Source organism: Paraferrimonas haliotis, from assembly GCF_002282895.1.
GTDB lineage: Bacteria > Pseudomonadota > Gammaproteobacteria > Enterobacterales > Shewanellaceae > Paraferrimonas > Paraferrimonas haliotis.
Genome location: NZ_NRRB01000003.1, coordinates 318253 through 340871, shown reverse-complemented (window position 1 = coordinate 340871; position 22619 = coordinate 318253). Strand labels below are relative to the sequence as shown.

The following is a 22619-nucleotide window of genomic DNA, read 5'->3' as shown; positions in this document are numbered from 1 at the left end:
GCGGTATAGCCGTTAGCCCTGTTTGGCGAGCGGCGTTACGTACCAATAGATGGTTAAATAATGGCAAACTGCACCGCCGATAACGAACAGGTGCCAGATGGCGTGACTGAACTTTAGTTTTTTAGCCACATAGAAAAAAGCACCTAAGGTATAAGCGATACCGCCGGCAAATAGCCACACAATCGCTTCACTAGGCAATGCGCGTACCAATTGGTACAACGCCACTAGCGCTAACCAACCCATGATTAAATATAAGGCGAGGGAGAGTCGTTTAAAGCGATACACAAAGCGTATCTTCACCGCAATGCCGGTGAGTGCCAAAGACCAAATGGTGAGCAAAAGACCGTTTGCAAGCGGTGTGGTAATGGCAATGACCAGCAATGGCGTATAGGTGCCAGCAATCAGAAGAAAAATTGCACAATGATCCAACACTTTCAACAGGTGTTTGGCTTTGGTGTGGGCAAACGAATGATACAAGGTTGATGCCGAGAACAGCAAAATCATACTGATTCCGTAAACCAAATAGCTCGCCATTGCTGCGCTGTTGGCGCTCATGCTGAGGCCTGACTGAACTAATAATAGTAGCCCAACGCAGGCAAACACTACGCCGATGCCGTGAGTCAGCGCATTGGCGAACTCCTCAGTTTTAGAATAATCCGAAGCCATTTGTGATTTAAAAACCGTCGTTGAACATTGAGTTTCGCCAGTATTACACAAAACAGCTTACAAGTGTTAGCTGAAAATTGAGTGAAAGCTCTAGTGGCCATTTGAGCGAAAGTTTAAGTGATCGTTTTAGTGATTATCTTCGTTGTCTAGGACAGAAATAAGCAGGGGGTTAACATGATCATTAGGACTGTGATATTCGCAAGCGTTTTACTATCCAGCACCTTCGCTGGGGCAAGCACCACTCAGCACCAGCAACATGGCAGTATAGAAGGCCTGCAGCAGGTGGGTAGTGGAGAGATGAACTGGTTTTTACTCACGGTTTATCAGGCTAGCTTATTCAGTGACGATGGCGATTACAAATCGAACGACTGGCCGATGGCGCTGCAAATTACTTATCATCACGACATTAAAGCTGAAGATCTCATCACGGCCACTGCAGAACAATGGCAACATCTCAATTATCAACAATCCTTGTTCAACGATTGGCTCGGACAGTTAGAGACACTGTGGCCAGACGTGGAAGCCGGCGATCAATTAACGTTGCGGGTTGAACAAGACGGCAGTCATAACTTCTATCATAACCAAGTACCCATCGGATACATTGAAGATGAGCGGTTTGCGGCCGCCTTTTTAGACATCTGGTTGTCTGAGGACACCAGCGAAGAGAAACTACGAGCTAAACTCATTGGTGAATATTAAACAGGGAGCGTATTACCATGTACTACCGGATAGCGATAGTTGTGTTACTAGTAGGACTGGTTATGGGCTGCGGCTCAGCCAGTATTGATGATTACAAGGACGAACAGCAAAGCAATCAAAAGATTGATCTTAAGAATTTTTTTGAGGGCAAACTGATCGCCAGAGGGGTGGTGTTAGATTACCAAGGTAAAGTCACTCGCCGGTTTTCAGTAGACATGCAAGCGAGCTGGGAAGGTAACGTCGGTACCTTAGAAGAGTGGTTCCAATTTGCTGACGGTGAGAAGAGTGAGCGCACTTGGGTAATAACCAAACTGGCTGACGGAAACTACACCGGCACCGCAAACGACATCACTGGCGTGGCCACCGGAGAAGCTGAAGGGTTCGCGTTACGCTGGAAATACGACATGACCTTGGTGGTTGATGAAGACAGTTACGACGTGGTGTTTGACGACTGGCTGTTTCAAGTCACTGACGATGAAATTATCAACCGAAGTTTCATCAAGAAATGGGGCGTGACCGTTGGGGAAGTCATACTGTCGATTCGTAAGCTTCCCTAACCTTATCCTCGCTCAGGCTTTGATAACAGGACTGAGCCCTTAAAAAACGTAGGCGTAACGAACTTTGAAGACTTGCTCGGTGCCTGGAACGACTCCGGCTATGGGCGAGTTTTCACCAACCCATCGAGTTTTCATGCCAGAGGCCTTGTTGTTCACTAAGTAGGATTCATGCAACACACTCAATTTGTGACGCTTATTGTCAGTGAGGTTCATGGTCGCACTGAGTTCAAGTTTCATGGTGCTACCAAGACTGTCGTTGCGCCACGTCGCAAATTGAGGGTGAACTCTTAGGCTTAAGCGGTCATTGACTTGGTAGTCTCCTCGCAAATTTAACTGCACACCATGGTCGTTTAAGTAACGCCCGGGCCCTTGTTTTACTGCAATGCGGGCGAGGGTAGGGTTTACACGAAAACTAAAATCACCCAAGCTTTTCTTATATGCGTAACCAACCGCAGCGATGTTCGGACCGGTTCCCAGCCAATCCCCTTTAATTAAATCCAGTGAGATACCATGGTTGTCATTGAAATAGCCATAGCTCCAATTACGGGCGGCGGTTAGATCACCGTTGCGATTAAACTTGGTACCTGTGGTGTTTTCGATGGTCATCCCCAAGGCTTTGATGTTAGCGCCATGAGCAATGAGCTCTAGCTGCTGACGCTCTTTCTTGGTTGCGGGGCTTACATCGGTTTGGCCACTGACTAGCCGCGCGTTTTCAGCACCTATCATGGTAACCCATACGCTATCGGCATGGCTTGAGAATGAGCTAACCACGCTTACAAACGCGATCACGCTGATTAGAGTGCTGTTTTTCATAATCGGTACTCACTTTAAACGGTATAAATTTTCAGCGAGTATGACAGCATTGCGTAAGGAAACTAGAAGGTGTTCATTATTGTACCGAAGCGGTAAAAAACAGTTCATCGAGGCCAGTGGCTGCTCGATGAACTGCGGTTGCTAGCTTTTTTTTTTGGATGACTCGAGGACTCGCACTAGTCTCGCGTGAGTAAGTATTCAAAGGCGGCTAACGATGCCTTGGCGCCTTCACCCATGGCCACCACAATTTGTTTATAGGGTACCGTGGTCACATCGCCGCAAGCGAAAATACCGGTGGCGCTGGTTTGGCCGCGTTCATTAATCTTAATCTCGTTATGTGGGCTAAGCTCCACAAGCCCTTCAGCGAGTTGGGAGTTAGGCGACAAACCGATTTGCACGAACACACCCGATAGCGGCAATTGTTCAACCTCGCCTGAGTCTCTGTGTTGGAATTCGATGGCGCTGACTTGATCATTGCTGGCGATAATTTGTTGGCAGGCCACATTGGTTATAATGCGGATGTTGTCTCGCTTTTTAGCTTGTTCAACTAACACCTTATCGGCCTTTAATTCGCTCATGAACTCAAAAACGGTAACCGAGCGCACAATACCGGAAAGATCTAACGCTGCTTCAATACCAGAATTCCCCCCGCCAATGACGGCAACGTCTTTACCTTTAAAAAATGGACCGTCACAATGTGGGCAATAGGCGACCCCTTGGCCTACGTTTTCCTTCTCGCCTGGAATGCCCAGCTCTCGCCATTTTGCACCGGTGGCTAGAATCAAAGAGCGAGTATCGATAACCTCGCCACTGGAAAGCGTCAGTTGTTTATCGTCGTTATTTTTGATGTCAGTAACGCTTAAGTGCTGCTTAATGGTAATGTCATAATCACTCATATGGCTTGCAAGCGACTGGCTTAGCTCAGGACCAGTGGTTTTAGATACTCCGATTAGGTTTTCGATGGCTTGAGTGTCTTTTAGCTGACCACCGATTCGATCGGCAATAACGGTAACCTTCAATCCCTTGCGAGCGGCGTAAATGGCAGCGGAAATACCAGCCGGCCCGCCACCAACTACGGTGACGTCTTGAATTGGTAAAGCCTGTTCGCTCTGCTGGCTTTGCAGTTGAAATTTAGCTTGCAACTTTTCGATAAGTTGGGCGGGCTCCACTTTGCCATTGGCAAACAGTTCACCGTTTAGCATGACGCAGGGAACGCCTTGAATATTGTTTTGTTGCACCCGCTCTTGGAAAAGGCCACCGTCAATCATTTCGGCCGTGATGTGTGGGTTAAGTAAAGCAAACTGATTGAGTGTCTGCACGACATCAGGGCAGTTATGGCAACTAAGGCTAATATAGGTTTCAAAATGAAGCGGCTGATCAACGGCTTGAATAATGTTTTTCAAACTGTCATCAAGCTTTATCGGGTGACCGCCGCAGTGCAATAACGCCAGTATTAAGGAGTTGAATTCGTGGCCGGCAGGTATGCCGGAAAACACGATGCCTGTAGCTTCGTTATTAACGTGTAGCGCGAAACTAATTGGACTGAGCAGATCGATATCGTCATGACGAACGCTGAGTTTGTCTGAGACTGAGCACACTTGCTCCAAAAAACTCACCAGTTCGTCGCGTTTAGGATGTTGGCCGTGTTTCACCACCAATTCTACAGGATGAGTTAGGCCGGCGGTGTAGCCTTTTAGATTGTCTAGAATTTGTGCTGATAACATAATTGAATTCCTATCTTACAAAATTGGCGTCAAAAAAAAGGGCGGATAAACCGCCCAAAACAATGCAGGAGGAGTTGCGACTTAGAGTTTGCCGACTAAATCCAGACTTGGGGTTAGCGTTTCGTCACCTTCTTCCCATGCCGCTGGGCAAACTTCACCATCATGATTTGCAACATATTGTGCGGCTTTCACTTTGCGAAGCATGTCTTTAGCTGAGCGACCGATGCCTAACTCATGGACTTCAGCAACTTTAACAATGCCATCTGGATCAGCAAGGAAGGTACCGCGCAGTGCTTGGTGAGCTTCTTCGATCATGATGTCAAAGCCTCGGGTCAGCACACCCGTTGGATCCGCTAACATTGGGTAGTTGATTTTGTTAATCTTGTCGGAAGTATCGTGCCAAGCTTTGTGCACGAAATGAGAATCCGTTGATACCGAGTACACTTCTACGCCCAGCGCTTGTAATTCTTCGTGATGCTTAGCCATGTCTTCCAATTCAGTTGGACATACAAAAGTGAAATCCGCTGGGTAGAATAAGAAGATTGACCATTTGCCTTTCACATCTTCGCTGCTGATGGTCTTGAATTCGCCTTGGTGAAACGCTTCTACGCTGAATTCTGGGATGGATTTACCGATAATAGACATAGTCTGATTCCTTGTAATGGATAGTGATTTCTAATTTTCTAAGCAACGTCATGTTTTTGGTTGTTGCTTGGGAGTGACTAAATCATACGATGGGTTTATGATTATAAAAATTAAATAAGTTCTATCAAAGCAATCTAAAAAACTGAACGTTGATTACTTGCAAGGAAATTTTCGATGATATCTCTAAAGCAACTCAATTATGCATTGGCTGTCGAGCAAACTCGCCATTTCAAAAAGGCCGCTGAGTTATGTCATGTGTCGCAATCGGCACTGAGTACTGGTGTACAGGAGTTAGAGAATCAATTGGGATGCCAAATCTTCGAGCGTGATAATAAGCAAGTGCTTGTTACACCGCTAGGTACAAAGCTGTTGCGCAAGGCTCGGGAAATCAAATTGCACGTGGACGACATGGGGCTAATGGCGGCCGGAGAAAGCGCACCCTTAACCTTTCCTATGTCGATGGGGGTGATTCCGACCATTGGGCCTTACTTATTGCCGATTGTTTTGCCAGCCATAAAGCAAGAATACCCTCAGCTCAAGCTGAAATTAGTGGAAGAGCAGAGCCATCGCATTGTGGAAATGGTGCGAAGTGGAGAATTGGATTGTGCGATATTGGCGCTGCCCTATGACACACAAGGATTGCATGCGTTCGAGTTTTGGCAGGAAGACTTTTACTTGTTGACCCACGAGTCATCAAGCCTTGCCTCCTCTAAAGGGGTTACCACCGAAGCTATGGACAACATTGAACTTTTGCTGCTAAAAGACGGCCACTGTTTAAAAGATCACGCCTTGGCTGCGTGTAAACTGAGCAATAGTAGCGATCATTACTCACTGTCGGCTACGAGCTTGCCGACCTTGGTGCAAATGGTAGCAGGGGAATTGGGGGCGACCTTAATTCCAAAAATCGCATTGGAGCAAGTTAATCAGCAAGGCTTACCAGTTCGCACCATTCCTGTTGTAGAGCCGGGCCCCCATCGCCGCTTTGCTTTTGTTTGTCGGCTTAACTACGCCGGCGTCGACAGCATCCAACAGCTAATGAAGCTTTGCCGCCAAGCGCTTTCCGCGGGGGGGACGTACCCCTAGCGCGTAACCTGTTGTTTTTTCGGCTTTTAAGAAAGTGGGGTACGTCCCCACTGGTGTGGGCAGGTTTGGATCAATCGAGAAAATAGATTAGCAAGTTCTAAAATGGCGGTTTTACCAATGTTTAATGCTGTGCTGTGCTTAAGGGGTAATTAGCAAATGCGAGGTAGCACTATGAACTGGTTTAGCGATCTGTTTCCAAAGCACGTCCCACGAAATCAAGATGATATTGAACGTGAACATGACAACCAGCTTTTGCGTGAACAAAAAGAGTTAGATTGTAACTACAGCGACGATTACTATGGTGACCAGGTCTGTCAGTTGATTGATAAAAAGGGACGTACCCCTAACCGTTAGTTTGGGGTACGTCCCCAAAGAGATAAGGGAGCCACAATGGATGCTGATGAGGTTCGGTTACTAACGCAACCCACAGAGTATTTTGACTATGATACCGAGTCGGTAAGTGAGTTAGCTAAGCAGTTGAGGGCTTTGAGTCCTCAACAAACCGCGGTGAATATCTATTATCACGTTCGGGATAGCTACCCATACAACCCTTATGGCGTTGTGCTGGGCCCTCAGTCTTTGCGTGCCAGTCATTGTCTTGAGAAAGGTGAGGGTTATTGCCTACCTAAAGCGGCTCTCATGATAGCCTTGTGCCGTGCCAATGGCATTCCTGCACGTCTTGGCCTGGCAGACGTTAAGAATCATTTAAGCAGTGAGAAGCTGATTCGTTTGCTACGCACTGAGGTCTTTACCATGCATGGTTACGCCTCAATATTTGTGGAAGGGCGCTGGTTAAAAGCAACGCCCACATTTAATCAAAGCTTGTGTGATAAATACAAGATTAAACCACTCGAATTCGATGGTACTAAAGATGCAATTTTTCAAGAGTTTACGGAAGATGGCAGTAAGCACATGCAATACTTAACCGACTTCGGTTGCTATAACGACGTGCCTGTCGATTTTATTTTCCAGAACTTTCATAAGCACTATCCTCACTTGATGCAAGGGTTTGGTGTAACGACCGGACTCGATAGTGGACCTATGGAGCAGGAGAGCTGCGCTCGTTAAATCTCGTTAAGATCAGATCTTAGGTTTCAGTTTCAAAGAAAAAGCCGCTGCGATAATGACAAACAAACAGGATAGCCAAAGGCAAGCCGCTAAGCCAAACTGCTGATAAGTAACCCCTGAAAGAACGGTGCCTAAGAGTCGACCACAGGCGTTGGCCATGTAATAAAAGCCCACATCCAAAGACACGCCTTTTGCATCCGCATAGTCGACAATCAAAAAACTGTGCAACGATGAGTTAATGGCAAACGCAACCCCAAATACCAGCAGGCCAATAACCAGTATCCAAGTGTTTGGCCCATAGACGTTAAGAAAAAGCGCTATTGGCAGCATGATAATGGCTAGGCAGCTGGCCCAGCTTGCCGCATGAACCCCTGGGTTACGATTGATTTGATTGTGAGTCAGCTTGGGAGCGATACTCTGCACCGCACCATAACCTATGACCCATAAGGCAAGAAAGCTACCCACTTCGCTACTGAGCCAGCCGAGTTCGGTCATCAGACATATTGGCAATGCCACCACAAACCACACATCCCGAGCTGCAAATAAAAATAATCGAGCTGCTGCTAAATGGTTAATGGCGGGTGTTTTGGAAAAGAGTTGTCGAAACTTTGGTTTAAACGCGCTTTTACCTAGATCGTTTTTGAGCTTGACTAAACTCATCAGCCAAATTATTGCCAGCGCTAGGGCCATCGCCATCATGGCGCCTTGAAAGCCGAATAAAGCCAACAACAAACCGCCTAAGAAAAACCCCAGTCCTTTGAGGGCATTTTTGGAACCGGTTAACAAAGCAACCCATTTATATAGGCCACTGCTATTGTCTTCAGGCACAAGCATCTTAATGGCGCTTTTGGCACTCATTTTATTGAGATCTTTCGCAATACCCGATACCGCTTGAGCAGCCATCACCCAAGCTATGGACAAATAGCTATCGGGCAACATGAGCATCGACAATGCCACTAATTGCAAAGCTAAGCCAATGTTCATGGTGCGATTAAGCCCAAAACGAGCGCCAAGGTAGCCGCCTACCAGATTCGTAATAACGCCAAAAATCTCGTAGAAGAGAAACAGCATGGCCACTTCCAGCGGAGAATAACCTAAGCTGTGAAAGTGCAGTACAACCAACATCCTAAGGGCACCGTCGGTTAGGGTGAACCCCCAGTAGTTAGTTGTGATCAGCAAATATTGTCGAGTGGCAGCAGATAAATGGGCCAGCATAATGGTGTTCTTTAGATCTTATCCGGCGCTCCAACAAGGCGCACAATTTCAACCACTCTATTGGCGTAGCCCCATTCGTTGTCGTACCAAGCGTAAAGTTTTAAATGAGTACCGTTCACCACCATAGTCGACAACGCGTCTATGATGCTTGAGCGGGGATCGGTTTTGTAATCCACCGAAACCAAAGGGCGCTCTTCGTAACCTAGAATGCCATTAAGCTCTCCCTCTGCGGCTTCTTTTAGCAAGCCATTCACCGTATCTACATCGGTTGCTTGCTCGAGCTCAAATACGCAGTCGGTAATGGACGCGTTGGCTAATGGTACTCGAATGGCGTGACCGTTTAATTTACCCCTAAGCTCCGGAAAAATATGAGTAATGGCTGTGGCTGAGCCCGTGGTTGTTGGAATTAAGCTGCTGCCACAAGCTCGAGCTCGACGCAGATCTTTATGGGGTTGATCTAAAATTGACTGCGTATTGGTAATGTCGTGTACCGTGGTCATGGAACCGTGCTTAATACCAAGCTTCTCGTGGATAACTTTAACCACGGGCGCCAGGCAGTTGGTGGTGCACGATGCCGCGGATACAATGCGATGTTCGTTTGGTTGATATAGGTGGTGATTGACCCCTAATACAATATCCAGCAAACCGTCTTGTTTTAGTGGTGCGGTAACAACAACTCGCTTAACGCCTTGCTCGAGATAGAGAGCTAATTGCTCTTTTTTCTTAAATTTCCCTGAAGCTTCAATGACAACATCGCAACCGGACCAGTCGGTTTGTGCAATATCGCGATGTTGAGTCGTGCGTATTTTTTGCTTGCGAATCACGATATCGTCGCCTTTAGCCGACGCAGAGTACTCCCAAGTTCCGTGGACAGAATCAAAGTTCAACAGGTGGGCTAGGGTATTCGCGTCTCCTGCGGGGTCGTTAATGCAAACGAATTCAAATTCTGGAGAATCAAATCCTGCCCGCAGCGCGAGTCGACCCATGCGGCCAAAGCCATTAATTCCGATTCTGATACTCATAAACCTTCCTACACAGTCCAATTCAGGCAATAAATGAGGCACACTCTACTTTAGTGTGATTGTTCTATCAACACTAGCTTATCAAGCACTTGTTTGCTTTTTTTAATCATAGGCTCAGGAAGTGGAATAAACCCAATTTGTTCAGCTTGTTGTTGCCCTTCACCAAGCCCCCAATGAATTAAATCGCTAATCGCATCTAACTTAACGGGATCGTGATATTGGTGATAGGTGAGCAACCAAGAAAACGCAATGATTGGGTAGTTGTCCGAGCCAGTGGGATCGGCAATAAAAATACGCATGTGCTCGTTTAACGACATCGGGGTAGAGGCCAGCGACGCTTCCCCTGAAGCGCGAGACGGCAACACGTATTCACCGGCTTGGTTCTCTAAAGCCGCCACATTAAGGTTGGCATAGCGAGCGATTGAATACTCCATATAACCCAGCGCATTCTCACTGACTTTAACCCGTTGTGCCGAGCCGGGGTTGTAATGAACTGCCATGGCATTTGGCCAGTCGATGAGCCGTGCAACCCCCAAGCCACTTTCTCGCCATTGTTGGCTAATAGCACTCAAATGATTGGTGAACGCATAGGTGGTGCCACTGGTCCCACGCCGTACCACAGGTTGAATGTCTGCGTTGGGCAAGTCAAGCTCTGGGTTTACCGCTTGAATGCGCGGATCGTTCCACTTTACCGGTTTCCCTAAAAATACCTCGGGATAGACGGATCGTGGCAGTTTAATACCGTCTCCAAAACCCGGTAAGTGGTAGGCTAACACGATCAACCCCGCACTTATGGGGATCAGGTCGGCGCCCCGTTCAACCTGAGCAATTTCCTGGTCGGTTAGGGCGGCACTGCTGCTGGCAAAGTCGACTTCGCCAGCCAGAAAACGGCGAATACCTTCGCCACTGCCAACACTTTGATACTCCAAGCTGACATCAGGATGACTGCGGTTAAACTCTTTAATCCAGGTTTGAATAATGGGGTTGGGCATGGACGAGCCAGCTCCAACAACCCGCTGTGGTGCTTCAGATTTAGAGCAACTAACCAGTAAGCAACTCACCAGTAGTATTGCCGATTTAACAAACATGCTGCTCATTTCCTAATCCTTTAGCTGAACTCACCGGAGACATATTGCTTGGTTAGGTCATACTGCGGATCGTTAAAAATCTGCTGGGTATTCCCCATTTCCACCAAATGACCCACTCGTTCACCTTGGCTAACGTCTACGCCAAAGAACGCCGTATTGTCGGCAATACGAACCGCTTGTTGCATATTGTGGGTAACCATAGCGACGGTGTAGCGGTCTTTTAATTCCAGCATGAGCTCTTCAATGTGGCGCGTGGCAATGGGGTCAAGCGCTGAACAAGGCTCATCCATAAGCAACACGTCCGGCTCGGTAGCAATTGCCCGGGCAATGCACAGTCGTTGCTGTTGACCACCTGAAAGCGACAAGCCACTCTTGTTAAGCTTATCTTTTACTTCGCCCCATAGTGCGGCTCGTTCGAGCGATTTCTGAACCTGCTCGTCCATGTCGCCTTTGAAGCGGTTAAGCTTTAAACCAAAGGCTACATTGTCGTAAATGCTCATGGCAAAGGGGTTCGGGTGTTGAAAGACCATCGAGATGTAACGACGCACCAATACCGGATCAATTTTCTTACCGTAGATGTTTTTGCCGTGATACAGCACCTTGCCTTCGAACTTGAAGCCGTTCACCAAGTCATTCATACGGTTTAAGCTTCTTAGTACGGTACTTTTACCGCAGCCTGATGGGCCAATAAAGCCCGTAATTTTACCTTTTTCAATGGGCACATAACTGTCGCGAACTGCTTGAAATTGGCCATAGAATACCTTGTCTAAACGACAATCAAGTACGACTTCGCCTTGTGGGTTGAAAGGGGTTGCTTTGTGTAGATTAGCCATGACTCGGGCTCTCCAAAAATTTAGTGCTTAGACCGGCCAATTAGGCGGGCTAGAATATTAAAGATCAGTACAATCAGCACCAATACTAAGGATGCTGCCCATGCTAATTGAATTTGGTTATCAAACGGCATGGCTGAGAAGTTGTAAATTAGGATGGATAACGAGGCGGTCGGTTCGATCAGCTCTTCCATGTAGTAGTTGCTAAACAGAGCCGTAAAGAGCAATGGGGCTGACTCGCCGGCGGCGCCTGCCACGGCTAACATGACACCGGTAATGATGCCTGGCATACCGCTGGGTAAAACAACTTTTGTAATAACTTGAGTGCGAGTGCAGCCCATGCCATAAGCTGCATCGGTCATGCGCACTGGCACTTGTTTCATTGCTTCCTCGGCCGCCAAAATGACCGTAGGCAACATCAGAACAGACAAGGCAATACCGCCGGCGAGCGCTGAGTAGCCAAAGTGCATCACAATGACGATATAGGTAAACAAACCTGCCAGAATCGATGGAAAACCAGTAAGGGTTTTCGCAACAAAGCGTGCGTTTTTTGCAAGTCGACTGTGGGGCTCTAGCACCGCTAGGTAAATCGCTGCCAGCACACCAAAAGGAACGCTAATCAGGGCAGCTATGGCGACCATGACCAGCGTACCAACAATGGCGTTACCGAAACCGCCACCCATATCAAAGCCGGCTGGCGGCAATTCAACTAATGCTTCGTAGTCGAGACGAGCGCCCCCTTCAGTAACCAGCATGAAGATAATAGAAAAAAGCGGTATTGCGCCTATGCCGGCAACCAGCCAAGTAAGCCCGCTTAACAGCATGCTTTTTAGAGAGCGGGCCTCTAACCACTGCCGCTCGATTTTGGGGCATAGGCTTGCGCTGGTGGTTTGGGATTGTGTTGAAGACATCTTATTTACCCTCGAACTTGCGCATGGCCATGGTCTGAATGGTTTGACCTATGATGTTGACGATGAACGTTATCAGTAATAACACCAAGGCGGCGTAGAGCAGGGCTTGTACTTCTATTTGGCTGGCCTCAGGGAAGCTTGATGCCAGAAGCGAAGCCAGCGTATTCGCAGGGGCGAATAACGACAAGCTGATTTGGTTACTGTTACCAATCAACATGGCCAGTGCCATGGTTTCTCCAAGCGCGCGCCCAAATGCCAACACTAAGGCCGCTAACAGTCCCGATGACGCGGTGGGTGTCATAACCTTTAAGATGGCTTCCCAACGAGTAGTGCCCATGCCATATGCGGCTTCTTTAACTTTGTAAGGAACCCGAGAAAAGGCATCAATGGATAAGGCGGCCACGGTAGGCAAAATCATAATGGCTAACACGAGCGCTGCGGGTGCAAGGCCTGGGCCGCTTAAATCTGAGCCAAAAATTGGAATGAAACCAAAATTTTCGTGCAACCAATTGGCCGCTGGGCGGATCATGGGAATCAGTACGTAAATACCCCAAAGGCCATAAACCACCGATGGAATGGCTGCTAACAACTCAACAATGGTTCTGAAAATGGCCGATAAACGACGACCAATGAAGTCTTGAGTCAAGAATATGGCAATGGTAATGCCAATGGCACCGCCTATGAGCAAGGCTAAAAATGAGCTGTATAAGGTACCCCAAATCTCAGGTAACACACCGTATTCGCCTTTTACGCTGTCCCAAGTGGTACCGGTAACGAAGCTAAATCCATGGCGTTGGATGGAAGGAGCCGCTTCAATAAAAATTTCAAATAGAATAAATGCCAACAAGGCGATAACCATACACGCTGCAGACAGTGCAACTCGACGGAACGCTTTATCTATGCGTACTTCACGCTTAGACGGAGGCTTAGATATGGCGCTAGTATCCGCCATTTTTTTAAAAGGATTTCGTTTTGCCATAAGGCTTTTTATACCGCTTAATCAACAAAAATCAGCAGCGTCGCGAGCGACGCTACTGTCAAAGTTAAGTTTCTGTTTTCAGTTACTTAATTTTTTGCGCTTCTAAGCGCACCATTTCAATAACGTTTTGCGGCAATGGAATGTAGCCCATTGCATCGGCACTCTTTTGGCCTTCTGTCAACATGTACTCAACAAGGTCACGAGCCGCAGCAGCTTTTTTGGCGTCTTGAGTTTCTGGGAAAATCAACCAGGTAAATGTGGCGATAGGGTAAGCGTCTGCGCCGCTTGGGTCGTATACCCAGGCTCTAAGGTCTTTGATGTCTGAGCCAGGTAGGTTGCCTTGAGGAAAGTCAGCACTTGCAAGCGCTGCAGCACCGGTTTCAGCGCCCGCTTCAACAAAGTTACCCGCCGCGTTTTCCAAGTCTACGGTTGGCATTTTGGTTAATTTGGCGTAGCCATACTCAATGTAACCAATGGAGCCTGGAGTTTGTTTAACGGTAGCTGTAATACCATCGTTTTTAGGCGCTCGAACGAAACGGTTCGATGATGGCCATTGTGGCGCTTTACCTTGACCCACCTTTTCTTCAAAGCTCTTGTTGATGCGAGCTAAGTGGCCAGTGTAGACATAGGTTGTACCAGATGAGTCTGAACGCACCACGACGGTAATATTGCGGTTAGGCAAATCAACACCAGGGTTTGCTGCAACAATGCGAGGATCATTCCATTTGCTGATCTCGCCGGTAAAAATAAGTGGGTAAACATCGCGTGGCAACTTCAATTTAGAAACACCTGGCAGATTGTAAGTTAATACAATTTCACCGGCGGTAATTGGCAGTAATACTGCGCCGTTGTTAACTGCTGCCAGCTCGCTGTCATTCATAGCGGCATCAGAGCCCGCAAAATCCACTACTTGGTTGGTGAAGTCACTAATGCCAGCGCCGCTGCCTTTGGCCTGATAGTCAACCCGCACGCCGTCTGTTGCTCGGCTGTAGTCGCGGAACCACTTAGAGTAGATTGGGAAAGGAAAGCTTGCACCAGAGCCTTGTAGGCGGGTTTCAGCACTCGCTTGTGAAGGAGTAATAAATAGAGCGGCGGTTAAAGCTGCGCCTAACAAAATGCCGATCGGTTTCATCAGAGTTCTCCGAGCTAATTTTTATAGCTGCACATTAAAATGAATGAGTTTTTATTGGTTTGTCTCTTGGACGATAGGCATCTTATTAACCCTGTATGTCAGTTTTATTACAGGCGAAAAAATGTGGCGAATTTTTTTATTTGAAGTAGATAACAAAGCCATTGCAAGGGGCTTTAGCTTCAGATAGAAGCCTTTATACTGCCTCTACTTACATAAAAACAAAGAGAAAATCATGAAGAAGTTGGTTAGTTTGATTGTCGGTTGTGGCTTATTAAGCATGCTTATCAGCGGTTGCGCTAGCGATTCGCCAGAGGCTAGCGCTCCCTCCAAACCACAAAGCACCCTGCGTATCGCTACTTGGAATATCGAACACCTAGCGCAATTTGACGGTCAAGGCTGTTTACCTCGCACTGAGGCGGATTACCAAACCTTAAGAGCGTTTGCTAAGACCATTGATGCTGATGTAGTGGCGTTACAAGAAGTGGATAATGCGCAAGCCATGCAGCGAGTGTTTCCTGCAAATGAATGGAATATTGCGTTTTCTGGCCGAGCAGATACTGGCAGCTACGATTGCAACGCCAATCCAGGGCAGCGTTCAACCCAACAAAAAGTTGGTTTCGCGATTCGCAAAGGGGTGAATTACACCTATCAATCCGCCGATAATCTTACCGAGCTGGAATTAGACGGCAATGGCCTGCGTCATGGGGTAGTGCTCACGCTTACTGACTTTAGTCCAGCGGTTGAAGTGATGACGGTTCACATGAAAAGCGGTTGTTTCGTTGCTGATTACCTTACCAGTGATCGATACGCGTGCCATCAACTGGCGCTGCAAGCACCCTTCTTAAAGAATTGGATGGAACAGCGCTTAAACAATAAGACACCGTTTATCGTGTTGGGCGATTTTAATCATCAACTGGCCAACAATGGCAATGTGCTTTGGCAACAAATCCACAGTTTGAATGGCTCCGGCAATCGCGTAGAAAACCTCACCGATATTTTGGGCTGTCATCCGCGTTATCCCAATCCGATTGATCATATCCTAGCAAGCTCTGACGTGGCTCAAGCATACGTTGAGGGTTCGGCGTTTAGCCACGGCTTTGGTTATGCTCAGGGAGATTTAAAAGAAGAAGACATGCTCAGTGATCATTGCCCTGTGAGTGTCGATTTAAGGCTTTAATTGATAAACGCCTTGTTAACTTGTTGCGCATCACAAATATTCTGAAGTTGTGATGCGCGAAACTTGTCTTAGCGTTGGGTCGTGAGCAAGTTAATAGTTTCTAACTGATTGAGTTAACGTTTGATTTGTAGAAAGCATCTTTCAAACGTTGCCCTTTACAAACGCGTCACAAATGCTGCTTAAACACTCCACAAACACTCAAGTAAACCACACAGTAAAGCCACCAACTGAGAGTAGTCTGAAGTTATCTACTTAGGAGTATCAAATTATGAATGACTTTTCTCATGATCCATCCGGGCTTAATCAGCCTTTTAAACGGGCTGCAGGAGTAAATGATTTTTTCAAATACTTCGCCGGCGTTATTGGTTTCGGATTTTGTTTTCTCTTTGCTATTGAAGGTTACCACGTTGACCAATTGGTGGGCGCGGTTATCGGTTGGGGTATTGGTGCTATTGTCGGTATGCCTTTTTACACCATTTTGCTGAGCATCTCCGAAGAAGTGTCGATTGTTAAGAAATCACTGGCAACATTGGCGGGGCTCATATTGTTCGCAGTGATTATTTACTATCACATCCTTTAAAGGCTAGCCAAACAAAACGGCGTCACTGGCACCAACTGGTGCCAGGCCGGTTTCCTCAATAGTGTTTTAAACGTTCGCAGTACCAAAAAATACCTCTGATTCGCGCAAAATAATCGTTTCATTAACCGCTGCTGCTCAGTATACTCAAACGATTGCCTTGTTGTACTGAATTGTTGGGGAATGGACACCAAGTTCATATCGTTAGTAACCTTTGTATTCGCTGCGTTTATCAGTTGGTTTGCAGACGCTAAATCGCAATCGAGTGAGCGCTCGATCGCCTTCTATTATTCAAAGGTACATTCCACTCAATACCTATTAAGCTTTGAGCGAGTCGTTGTTGACGCCAACAGTTTGTCAGCCGATCAACTAAACCAGCTGAAAAGAGCTGGGGTAGAAGTCTATGTTTACCTCAGCGTTGGCGAAATATCAGGAACGCTGCCCTCGGCGTTAGAAGACGCTCTCTTAGGTGAAAACCCAGCTTGGCAAGCAAGCATCATGAACGCCGAAAATGACATGTGGCGCCAACACCTTACCCAGCAAGCGCAACAACTCATGGCCAGTGGTTATCACGGTTTGTTTCTGGACACACTCGACAGTTACCAGTTAGCGCTCGCGCCGCCGGCGTATTCCAGTCAAGAATCTGCGTTAATAAGCTTGTTAGAGGAGCTGCAACACATTGCTCCTAAGCTACTCTTTAATCGCGGCTTTCAATTGTTAGATAGGATAGACTTTGTTCCAACCGCTGTGGTAGCGGAGTCGTATCGCAATGGCTACGATGTGGCGAATAACCGCTATTATCAGCAAAGCGAAGCTGATATCGGTTGGTTGCGAAATCAACTTATTAAGGCGCAATCGAACGGCAGTGAAGCGATTGTTATCGACTATGCCCCGCAAAACCAAGATGAGCGTATTGCACTGGCTCAGCAAATTCTCAAAGACGGTTTTACGCCATACATAAGCGACGGGCTATTGAGTGAGTATGGCGTCTCTATTCATTATCCGATTCCACGTACCGTCATCGGCTTCTACGATGGACAATTGCGTTCGAAACAGCTGTCTTCTTGCCATCGCCACTTATCCAGTTTGATAGAATATCAAGGGTACGTCCCCAAATGCCTAGATATACATGAGCAAGCGTTAGATTCTATTGATTTATCCATGGTGCAAGCGATCGTGTATTGGTTGCCACCACAGTCCATTAGCTTGCCGTTTGTCGCCAATTTTATTGACGCCACTTTTGAGGACATCAGCACAGTATTTATTGGCGAGCTGCCCAGACAAACACAACTGTTAAACCGGTTAGGACTGTCTTCTCAGGGACGATATGTTGGACAGTTGCAACAGGCGGGCAAGTCATTGCTATACCCGGCTCCGTCTGCGGGTAAGCAGGGGGCGTATCGTTATCAAGCGAGCGATGAGTCCATTACCGTGATGTCACAACTTATCGATGCTAATGGCCAACAAGGAATCGCAAGCTTTAAAGCACCTTGGGGCGGTGGGATCTTATCGCCAACAGCAATTCAAGAGGTGGCAGGGCAAGCATCCCGTTGGCTACATGACCCGTTTGACGTTCTCATGCCGCTGTTAGGGTTGGCTGAAATTCCTGTGGCTGATGTTACTACCGAGTCGGGCCGTCGAGTAGTGACCATTCACATTGATGGAGATGGTTTTCCATCTCGCTCTTGGATGAAGGGAAAACCGTTTGCCGGCGAAACCATATTAGAGCAGGTGTTAAAGCGCTATTCCTTGCCCCATACGGTTTCAATTATTGAGGCAGAAATTTCTAAGGACGGCCTCTACCCACAACAAAGCGCAGCGCTCGAGGCGATAGCAAAAGAGATCTTTAGCCTCGAGAACGTAGAGATTGCCTCCCACACATTCAGTCATCCGTTTTTTTGGGACACAGAATCCAGCGTTAAAGAAAAACGCTACGGTGATCATCTGCCAGTGCCTGGTTATGTATTGGATTATGATAGGGAAATCAGTGGCAGTGTTAACTACATCAATCAACGCCTAGCACCACCGGGTAAGCAAGTGAAGGTGTTTTTATGGACAGGCGAAGCCAACCCCACCGAAGCCATCATCAACAAAACCAAAGCGTTGGGGTTATACAACGTCAATGGTGGCAACACCTACGTTGTGTACGACAACCCGTCGTTGTCACAAGTATATCCGCACCTTAATTGGCACCCCAGTGGTGTTCAAGTTTATGCGCCGGTAATGAATGAAAACTTGTACACCAATTTGTGGGGAGAGAATTTTGAAGGGTACGTACGCTCAATAGAAACCTTTAACATTCTAGGCAGCCCACGGCGAATGAAACCGGTGGCCATCTATTACCACATGTATTCTGGTGAGTACCCAAGTTCTCTAAGCGCTTTGAAACAAGTCTATACCTGGGCCGAACAACAACCATTTACACCGCTTTATCTCAGTGAGTTTGCCTCGAGAGCACAATCGCTATATGAAACCGGTATTGCTAAGAGTATTGTTGATGATTATTGGTACGTTGCGTCTACGGGCGTGCGCAGTTTGCGAGTAGCCAATTTGGGAAGTTTGTCTGCCGAGTCAAACGGCATTGCCGGCATCGCCTCAGGTCCCGATGGTCAATACCTGACGCTTGCCAGCAATCGGGCTCGTTTTTCACTACAAGCGCAACGCCAGCCTCTCGCATTCAAGCGGCCGCTCTTAGTCTTTGCTAACGGTATTGTTGAAAAGTGGCAGCATAAGAGCGAACACACCCAGGTTCAAATTCTTGCGCATCAGCCGTTAAGGTTGACATTCAGCGCTCATCAAAACTGCACCATCGCTGCGTTAACAGGGCCTTCATTCACTATTAGCCAACAAGAGGGATTTGTTTCAATTCAATCGCCAGCAAGCGGAGTCTTTTCGTTTAACATTGAGTGCGATGATGGGGTTGAGCATGGTGGCTTTCAGTGAAGTCGGCCAAGTTTGATCTACACAGCAAACGAAAACGCATTGTTCTTATCAATCGCGGCAGTTTGTTTACCTTGGCGTTGATGACCCTGAGCTTATTGTGGGTGCTTCAACCCAACCGAGATTTACTCATTCGCATGATGGACTCGGCTCAAGACCCCAACATCGCCATTGCGTTTTTAAAAGTACTGCAAGATCACGAGCAACCGTCAGCTAAATTGGATTACAGCTTGGCTCGCCAATACTTCCGATTAGCCCAATATCAAAGCACGCGAGGAACCTTAACCCCAATTGAGCGTTTCGACGGGACTGACTTGGAAACCTCGGCCAACTCACTGTATGCAAGTACTTTATTAAACCTCACATTGGCGGGAGACGCTTCAGCTCGACAGCGATTGGAGCAGTATTTACTCAGCAAAACGTCTGATGTTGAGGCGGCGAATATCGACCAGTTTAGCAATTACGCTCTGCAAATTGGCCGGCCTAATATCGCTTACTACATTCGCAACCACGCCAGCAGCTTAGATCATGCTCGACTGCTTAACCTCGCGCGACAGGGAAATTTACCTGGGCGAGCGGTAGAGCACGCATACCAGCTGTATCTGCAACAACCGAATCAGCAAAACTTCGCACAAACACTTAACTTATATGAGGCGTTATCTCAGTTTGATAAGGGCTTTGCATTATACCAACAGCAACGCCAAAAGGGCTTGTGCCAAACGCAATGTGAGCAGGCTATGGTGGCGTTTTCTCTGAGTGCGAATCAACCAAAGCAAGCGGCCTATTTTGCAATCATGAAAGCCAATAGCAGCACTCGTGTCGCGGATTGGCTGCAAGCCAGTGAACTAAGCAGTATGGCTGGGGACTCGATCGCCGCGCGCTACTGGTTGGAAAAAGTAGCCAGCGTAGATGCACAAGAATCCCATTTAGAAAAGCTTCACAACTTTGCTCGTTGGCGCGGACAAACAGCACTCGCACTGGATTACAGCAAACGGTTAATTGCAATAAACTCAACCCCACAACGCTTGAGAGACGCCTTCGATGAAGCCAGTGCCATAGCCGATATCAAGGCTCTCAGTGATTTTTCCTATGGGTTAGCGTTAGCAGACGAATTGTCAAAGTCGCAACAATTACAATGGGTCGATAACAACGATAAAGCCTTTGGCGCCAAAGCGACGGTGTTAAGGTTGCAGACCTTACACGAACTATTCCCTGAATCGTCTTTATATTGGGCGCAACTGGCTCGATTTCATGGCTTCGTTGGTGATGCCAGTGCCATTGCTAAACTGTGGGACGCTAAACCGGCAACGCAACCACTCGTCTTTGAAGATGCGAAATATTTTGCCGATGCTTTTATTAATCTCGGTCAACCTCACGACGCCATGCAGGTTCACCAACAAGTCGATTCTGTTGGGTCGTTAGCGCCAGGCCAAATCGCTGAAATGCAGGCCATTGCTCAGTACAGTGGCAATCTCGAACAAGAACGTCGTTTTCAATTAGCACTGCTCAAGAGCGATGCGCAACAAGCCGACCCATTTCGGTTGGTGGAACTAATGGATGTCAGCGATGTTGCCGATCGAACGGTACTTTGGAGCAGTTACCAGCAAACCGGCTCCCTTGTGGTTTTGGGTCATCTATTAAACCATGGATTGGTGAGTCAAGATCCGCAGTTGGTGGAGCAAGTGGCAAATGCCCTTGAAGCACACCGCCAAGATGATAGCCAATTAGCGCTAGGACTGCGTTTGCAAGTTGAGATTTATCGTAATCAGTTAACGCAGGCGCAAGCCATCGCCAAACAATTACTGGCGAGCTATCCAAACGACAGCGATAGCTTGCTAAGCAGCTTATGGATTGCCATCCAGTTAGACCAACAACAATGGCTGGAAAAACTTTATTGGCAAGCGGTTGCCAATCACAGCCAAGACATAAGCTTCTATCCAGTGCTTGGCTTTGGGGCCTCTAAATTGGGGTTGTTTTCCCATGCGGAACATTGGTATCAACTATTAGCTGGCGCTAACAAATTAAGAGTGTCTGATAAACTGAGTTGGTCGCTGGTGGCTCAGCAGCAGGGCAATGAAGCCTTGGCTCAACGGTTACGATGGGAAGTGTTTAGTCGCTTTAGTGACGAACTTAAGCAACTGCCGCAAGGACAACTGAGCTACCGTTCTCTTGTTGCTGTGTTTGCTTCAATGAGTTACGTGCAGCTTAACAACGACCAAGCGATTGTCGCCGGTGCGGACGGTCAAACAATAGCCTATGGATTAACCATGCGCTCGGATTTTACGCTGCAGAAGTATCGTTATTGGCAAGCGTTTCAATTGCTGGAACAGGCTCACTTAAGCGATAGTGTGGTGATGTCGATAGCCATTGCCAATCGAGACTATCAAACGCTGCAGGTTTTAGCTCGAGACTCTATTCAACTCAGCGATTTTGAACGTGCTACGGCGTTAGATCTGCTGTCGGAAAACTTTGCCGCTTGGCAAATGGGAGAGCAGGCGCTAACGCCGTCGTTACCTAAGCAGCAAATTGCACCTTTACAACGGTTTTTGGCCGATATTCACACGGAACACAGCCATGGCATTCGTTTTGAACACACCCAACAACAAACCTGGGGCGTTGCCACCGAGGAGCTGACTTATTATCGTCCGCTGTTTGATGGTTGGTTTAATTTTGATGCACTGGCTGAACATGGGACGCCCACCACTGATTTGCTCGATGACTACCAAGGAGAGCGCTACCATGTCAGTTGGCGCGGTCAGCCTTGGGGCTGGTTTGAGCGGGTTGAAGCCGAGTTAATGGCGTATCAGCGCCATGGTACCTCAACGTTTGGACAATCTATTGGCGTAGACGTAAAAGGAAGTGCCCGAGTCAGTCATCAGCTAAAACTGAGCCATCAAATGCCTACGACTCAAAGTGAAAATTTGGCGTTACTAGGACATGAAGATAGGCTTGAATGGATAGCTACATGGCAGCCGACACGTCATGAACAGGCACTTATCAGTTTATCCAGTGCACGCTTTAGCAGTGACTTTGACGACGAAATAGGCTCTCAGTTGAAGGCTTCGGTGAGAATTAGCGAGCAACTTAGCCGTGAGCCGGGTTGGCAGGTATACGCTCAATACGATCATCAAAATAACCGTATTAGCGAGCAACCATTGTACGGGCTCAGTGAATATTTGGGGCCTAACCTGAACCCAAACGCCGATCAGTTTCTACAACCTCGCTATCGAAAGCTAACCATAGGTCAGCACTTGGTTCACGGTGATGTTGGGGTTCCTGGGCCAGATGCAACACCGCCAAGGTATTATTTTGATACCAGCGTGGAATACGATTTTATTACCCGACGCGTTGGGTACGGTTTGAGCTTAGGGGTTGGTATCCCAATCGTCGGGGGCGATGAATTGTTTTTCAAAACCCGCTGGCAAAGTGCGGATCAAAACAACCGAGAGAGCTTGGTGTGGAATTTTGGCTACTTCATTGATTTTTAACAGGG

Annotated in this window: 20 protein-coding genes; 9 read left to right on the top strand and 11 right to left on the bottom strand. The window is 47.5% G+C overall.

The genetic code is table 11. From position 1 onward, the window contains the following. Nucleotides 1-12: 12 nt before the first annotated feature. Nucleotides 13-666, bottom strand: a complete 654-nt coding sequence (trhA, locus tag CLC91_RS08230; protein WP_095498450.1) for a PAQR family membrane homeostasis protein TrhA — start codon at nt 664-666, stop codon at nt 13-15. Nucleotides 667-840: 174 nt separating this feature from the next. Here trhA and CLC91_RS08225 point away from each other — a divergent pair, with 174 nt between their 5' ends. Next, a complete protein-coding gene (locus CLC91_RS08225; protein ID WP_095498449.1) occupies nt 841-1365 on the top strand; it encodes a chalcone isomerase family protein in 525 nt (174 codons plus the stop codon). A 17-nt stretch (nt 1366-1382) separates the two neighbouring features. Next, entirely contained in the window at nt 1383-1922 is a 540-nt protein-coding gene (locus CLC91_RS08220) for a DUF3833 domain-containing protein (protein WP_095498448.1), read from the top strand. A 39-nt stretch (nt 1923-1961) separates the two neighbouring features. On the opposite strand, the gene CLC91_RS08215 is transcribed toward CLC91_RS08220, so the two are convergent. The 3 genes from CLC91_RS08215 to ahpC form a co-directional block, all read right to left on the bottom strand. Then, a complete protein-coding gene (locus CLC91_RS08215; RefSeq protein WP_095498447.1) occupies nt 1962-2735 on the bottom strand; it encodes a hypothetical protein in 774 nt (257 codons plus the stop codon). A 176-nt stretch (nt 2736-2911) separates the two neighbouring features. After that, nucleotides 2912-4459 (bottom strand): alkyl hydroperoxide reductase subunit F, encoded by a 1548-nt coding sequence (gene ahpF, locus CLC91_RS08210; RefSeq protein ID WP_095500243.1) that lies wholly within the window; start codon nt 4457-4459, stop codon nt 2912-2914. Nucleotides 4460-4540: 81 nt separating this feature from the next. After that, nucleotides 4541-5104: an alkyl hydroperoxide reductase subunit C gene (gene ahpC / locus CLC91_RS08205; RefSeq protein ID WP_095498445.1), complete on the bottom strand. Its 564-nt coding sequence runs from the start codon at nt 5102-5104 to the stop codon at nt 4541-4543. A gap of 174 nt (nt 5105-5278) precedes the next feature. Between ahpC and CLC91_RS08200 the strand changes: the two genes are divergently transcribed. From CLC91_RS08200 to CLC91_RS08190, 3 genes are all read left to right on the top strand, one after another. Then, complete coding sequence (locus CLC91_RS08200) at nt 5279-6187, top strand: hydrogen peroxide-inducible genes activator (protein ID WP_095498444.1); 909 nt, start codon at nt 5279-5281, stop codon at nt 6185-6187. Nucleotides 6188-6358: 171 nt separating this feature from the next. After that, complete coding sequence (locus CLC91_RS08195) at nt 6359-6541, top strand: hypothetical protein (protein WP_143812006.1); 183 nt, start codon at nt 6359-6361, stop codon at nt 6539-6541. A gap of 36 nt (nt 6542-6577) precedes the next feature. Beyond that, nucleotides 6578-7255 carry a transglutaminase-like domain-containing protein gene (locus tag CLC91_RS08190; RefSeq protein WP_095500241.1) on the top strand — a complete coding sequence of 226 codons (678 nt, stop codon included), beginning with the start codon at nt 6578-6580 and terminating at the stop codon, nt 7253-7255. A gap of 12 nt (nt 7256-7267) precedes the next feature. Here CLC91_RS08190 and arsJ read toward each other — a convergent pair whose 3' ends face one another. From arsJ to pstS (CLC91_RS08155), 7 genes are all read right to left on the bottom strand, one after another. Beyond that, on the bottom strand, nt 7268-8470 hold the full coding sequence (gene arsJ, locus CLC91_RS08185) for an organoarsenical effux MFS transporter ArsJ (RefSeq protein WP_095498441.1): 1203 nt from the start codon (nt 8468-8470) through the stop codon (nt 7268-7270). A gap of 11 nt (nt 8471-8481) precedes the next feature. Continuing rightward, nucleotides 8482-9492, bottom strand: a complete 1011-nt coding sequence (locus CLC91_RS08180; RefSeq protein ID WP_095498440.1) for an ArsJ-associated glyceraldehyde-3-phosphate dehydrogenase — start codon at nt 9490-9492, stop codon at nt 8482-8484. Nucleotides 9493-9542: 50 nt separating this feature from the next. Next, nucleotides 9543-10589 carry a phosphate ABC transporter substrate-binding protein PstS gene (gene pstS, locus CLC91_RS08175; RefSeq protein WP_095500240.1) on the bottom strand — a complete coding sequence of 349 codons (1047 nt, stop codon included), beginning with the start codon at nt 10587-10589 and terminating at the stop codon, nt 9543-9545. A gap of 11 nt (nt 10590-10600) precedes the next feature. Next, nucleotides 10601-11413 (bottom strand): phosphate ABC transporter ATP-binding protein PstB, encoded by an 813-nt coding sequence (gene pstB / locus CLC91_RS08170; protein ID WP_095498438.1) that lies wholly within the window; start codon nt 11411-11413, stop codon nt 10601-10603. Between the two features lie 20 nt (nt 11414-11433). Continuing rightward, nucleotides 11434-12321, bottom strand: coding sequence for a phosphate ABC transporter permease PstA (pstA, locus tag CLC91_RS08165; RefSeq protein WP_095498437.1), 888 nt, complete (start codon nt 12319-12321; stop codon nt 11434-11436). 1 nt (nt 12322) lies between these two features. Further along, nucleotides 12323-13300: a phosphate ABC transporter permease subunit PstC gene (gene pstC / locus CLC91_RS08160; protein WP_095498436.1), complete on the bottom strand. Its 978-nt coding sequence runs from the start codon at nt 13298-13300 to the stop codon at nt 12323-12325. Nucleotides 13301-13382: 82 nt separating this feature from the next. Further along, the gene (gene pstS / locus CLC91_RS08155; RefSeq protein WP_095498435.1) at nt 13383-14432 is read right to left on the bottom strand and encodes a phosphate ABC transporter substrate-binding protein PstS; all 1050 of its coding nucleotides are present in this window, start codon (nt 14430-14432) and stop codon (nt 13383-13385) included. A gap of 232 nt (nt 14433-14664) precedes the next feature. Here pstS (CLC91_RS08155) and CLC91_RS08150 point away from each other — a divergent pair, with 232 nt between their 5' ends. From CLC91_RS08150 to CLC91_RS08135, 4 genes are all read left to right on the top strand, one after another. Next, nucleotides 14665-15609: an endonuclease/exonuclease/phosphatase family protein gene (locus tag CLC91_RS08150; protein ID WP_095498434.1), complete on the top strand. Its 945-nt coding sequence runs from the start codon at nt 14665-14667 to the stop codon at nt 15607-15609. Nucleotides 15610-15877: 268 nt separating this feature from the next. Continuing rightward, the gene (locus CLC91_RS08145; RefSeq protein WP_095498433.1) at nt 15878-16189 is read left to right on the top strand and encodes a hypothetical protein; all 312 of its coding nucleotides are present in this window, start codon (nt 15878-15880) and stop codon (nt 16187-16189) included. Between the two features lie 180 nt (nt 16190-16369). Beyond that, the gene (locus CLC91_RS08140; RefSeq protein ID WP_095500239.1) at nt 16370-19129 is read left to right on the top strand and encodes an endo alpha-1,4 polygalactosaminidase; all 2760 of its coding nucleotides are present in this window, start codon (nt 16370-16372) and stop codon (nt 19127-19129) included. After that, nucleotides 19126-22614 (top strand): tetratricopeptide repeat protein, encoded by a 3489-nt coding sequence (locus tag CLC91_RS08135; RefSeq protein ID WP_095498431.1) that lies wholly within the window; start codon nt 19126-19128, stop codon nt 22612-22614. The genes CLC91_RS08140 and CLC91_RS08135 overlap by 4 nt, the downstream gene beginning before the upstream one ends. Nucleotides 22615-22619 lie beyond the last annotated feature (5 nt).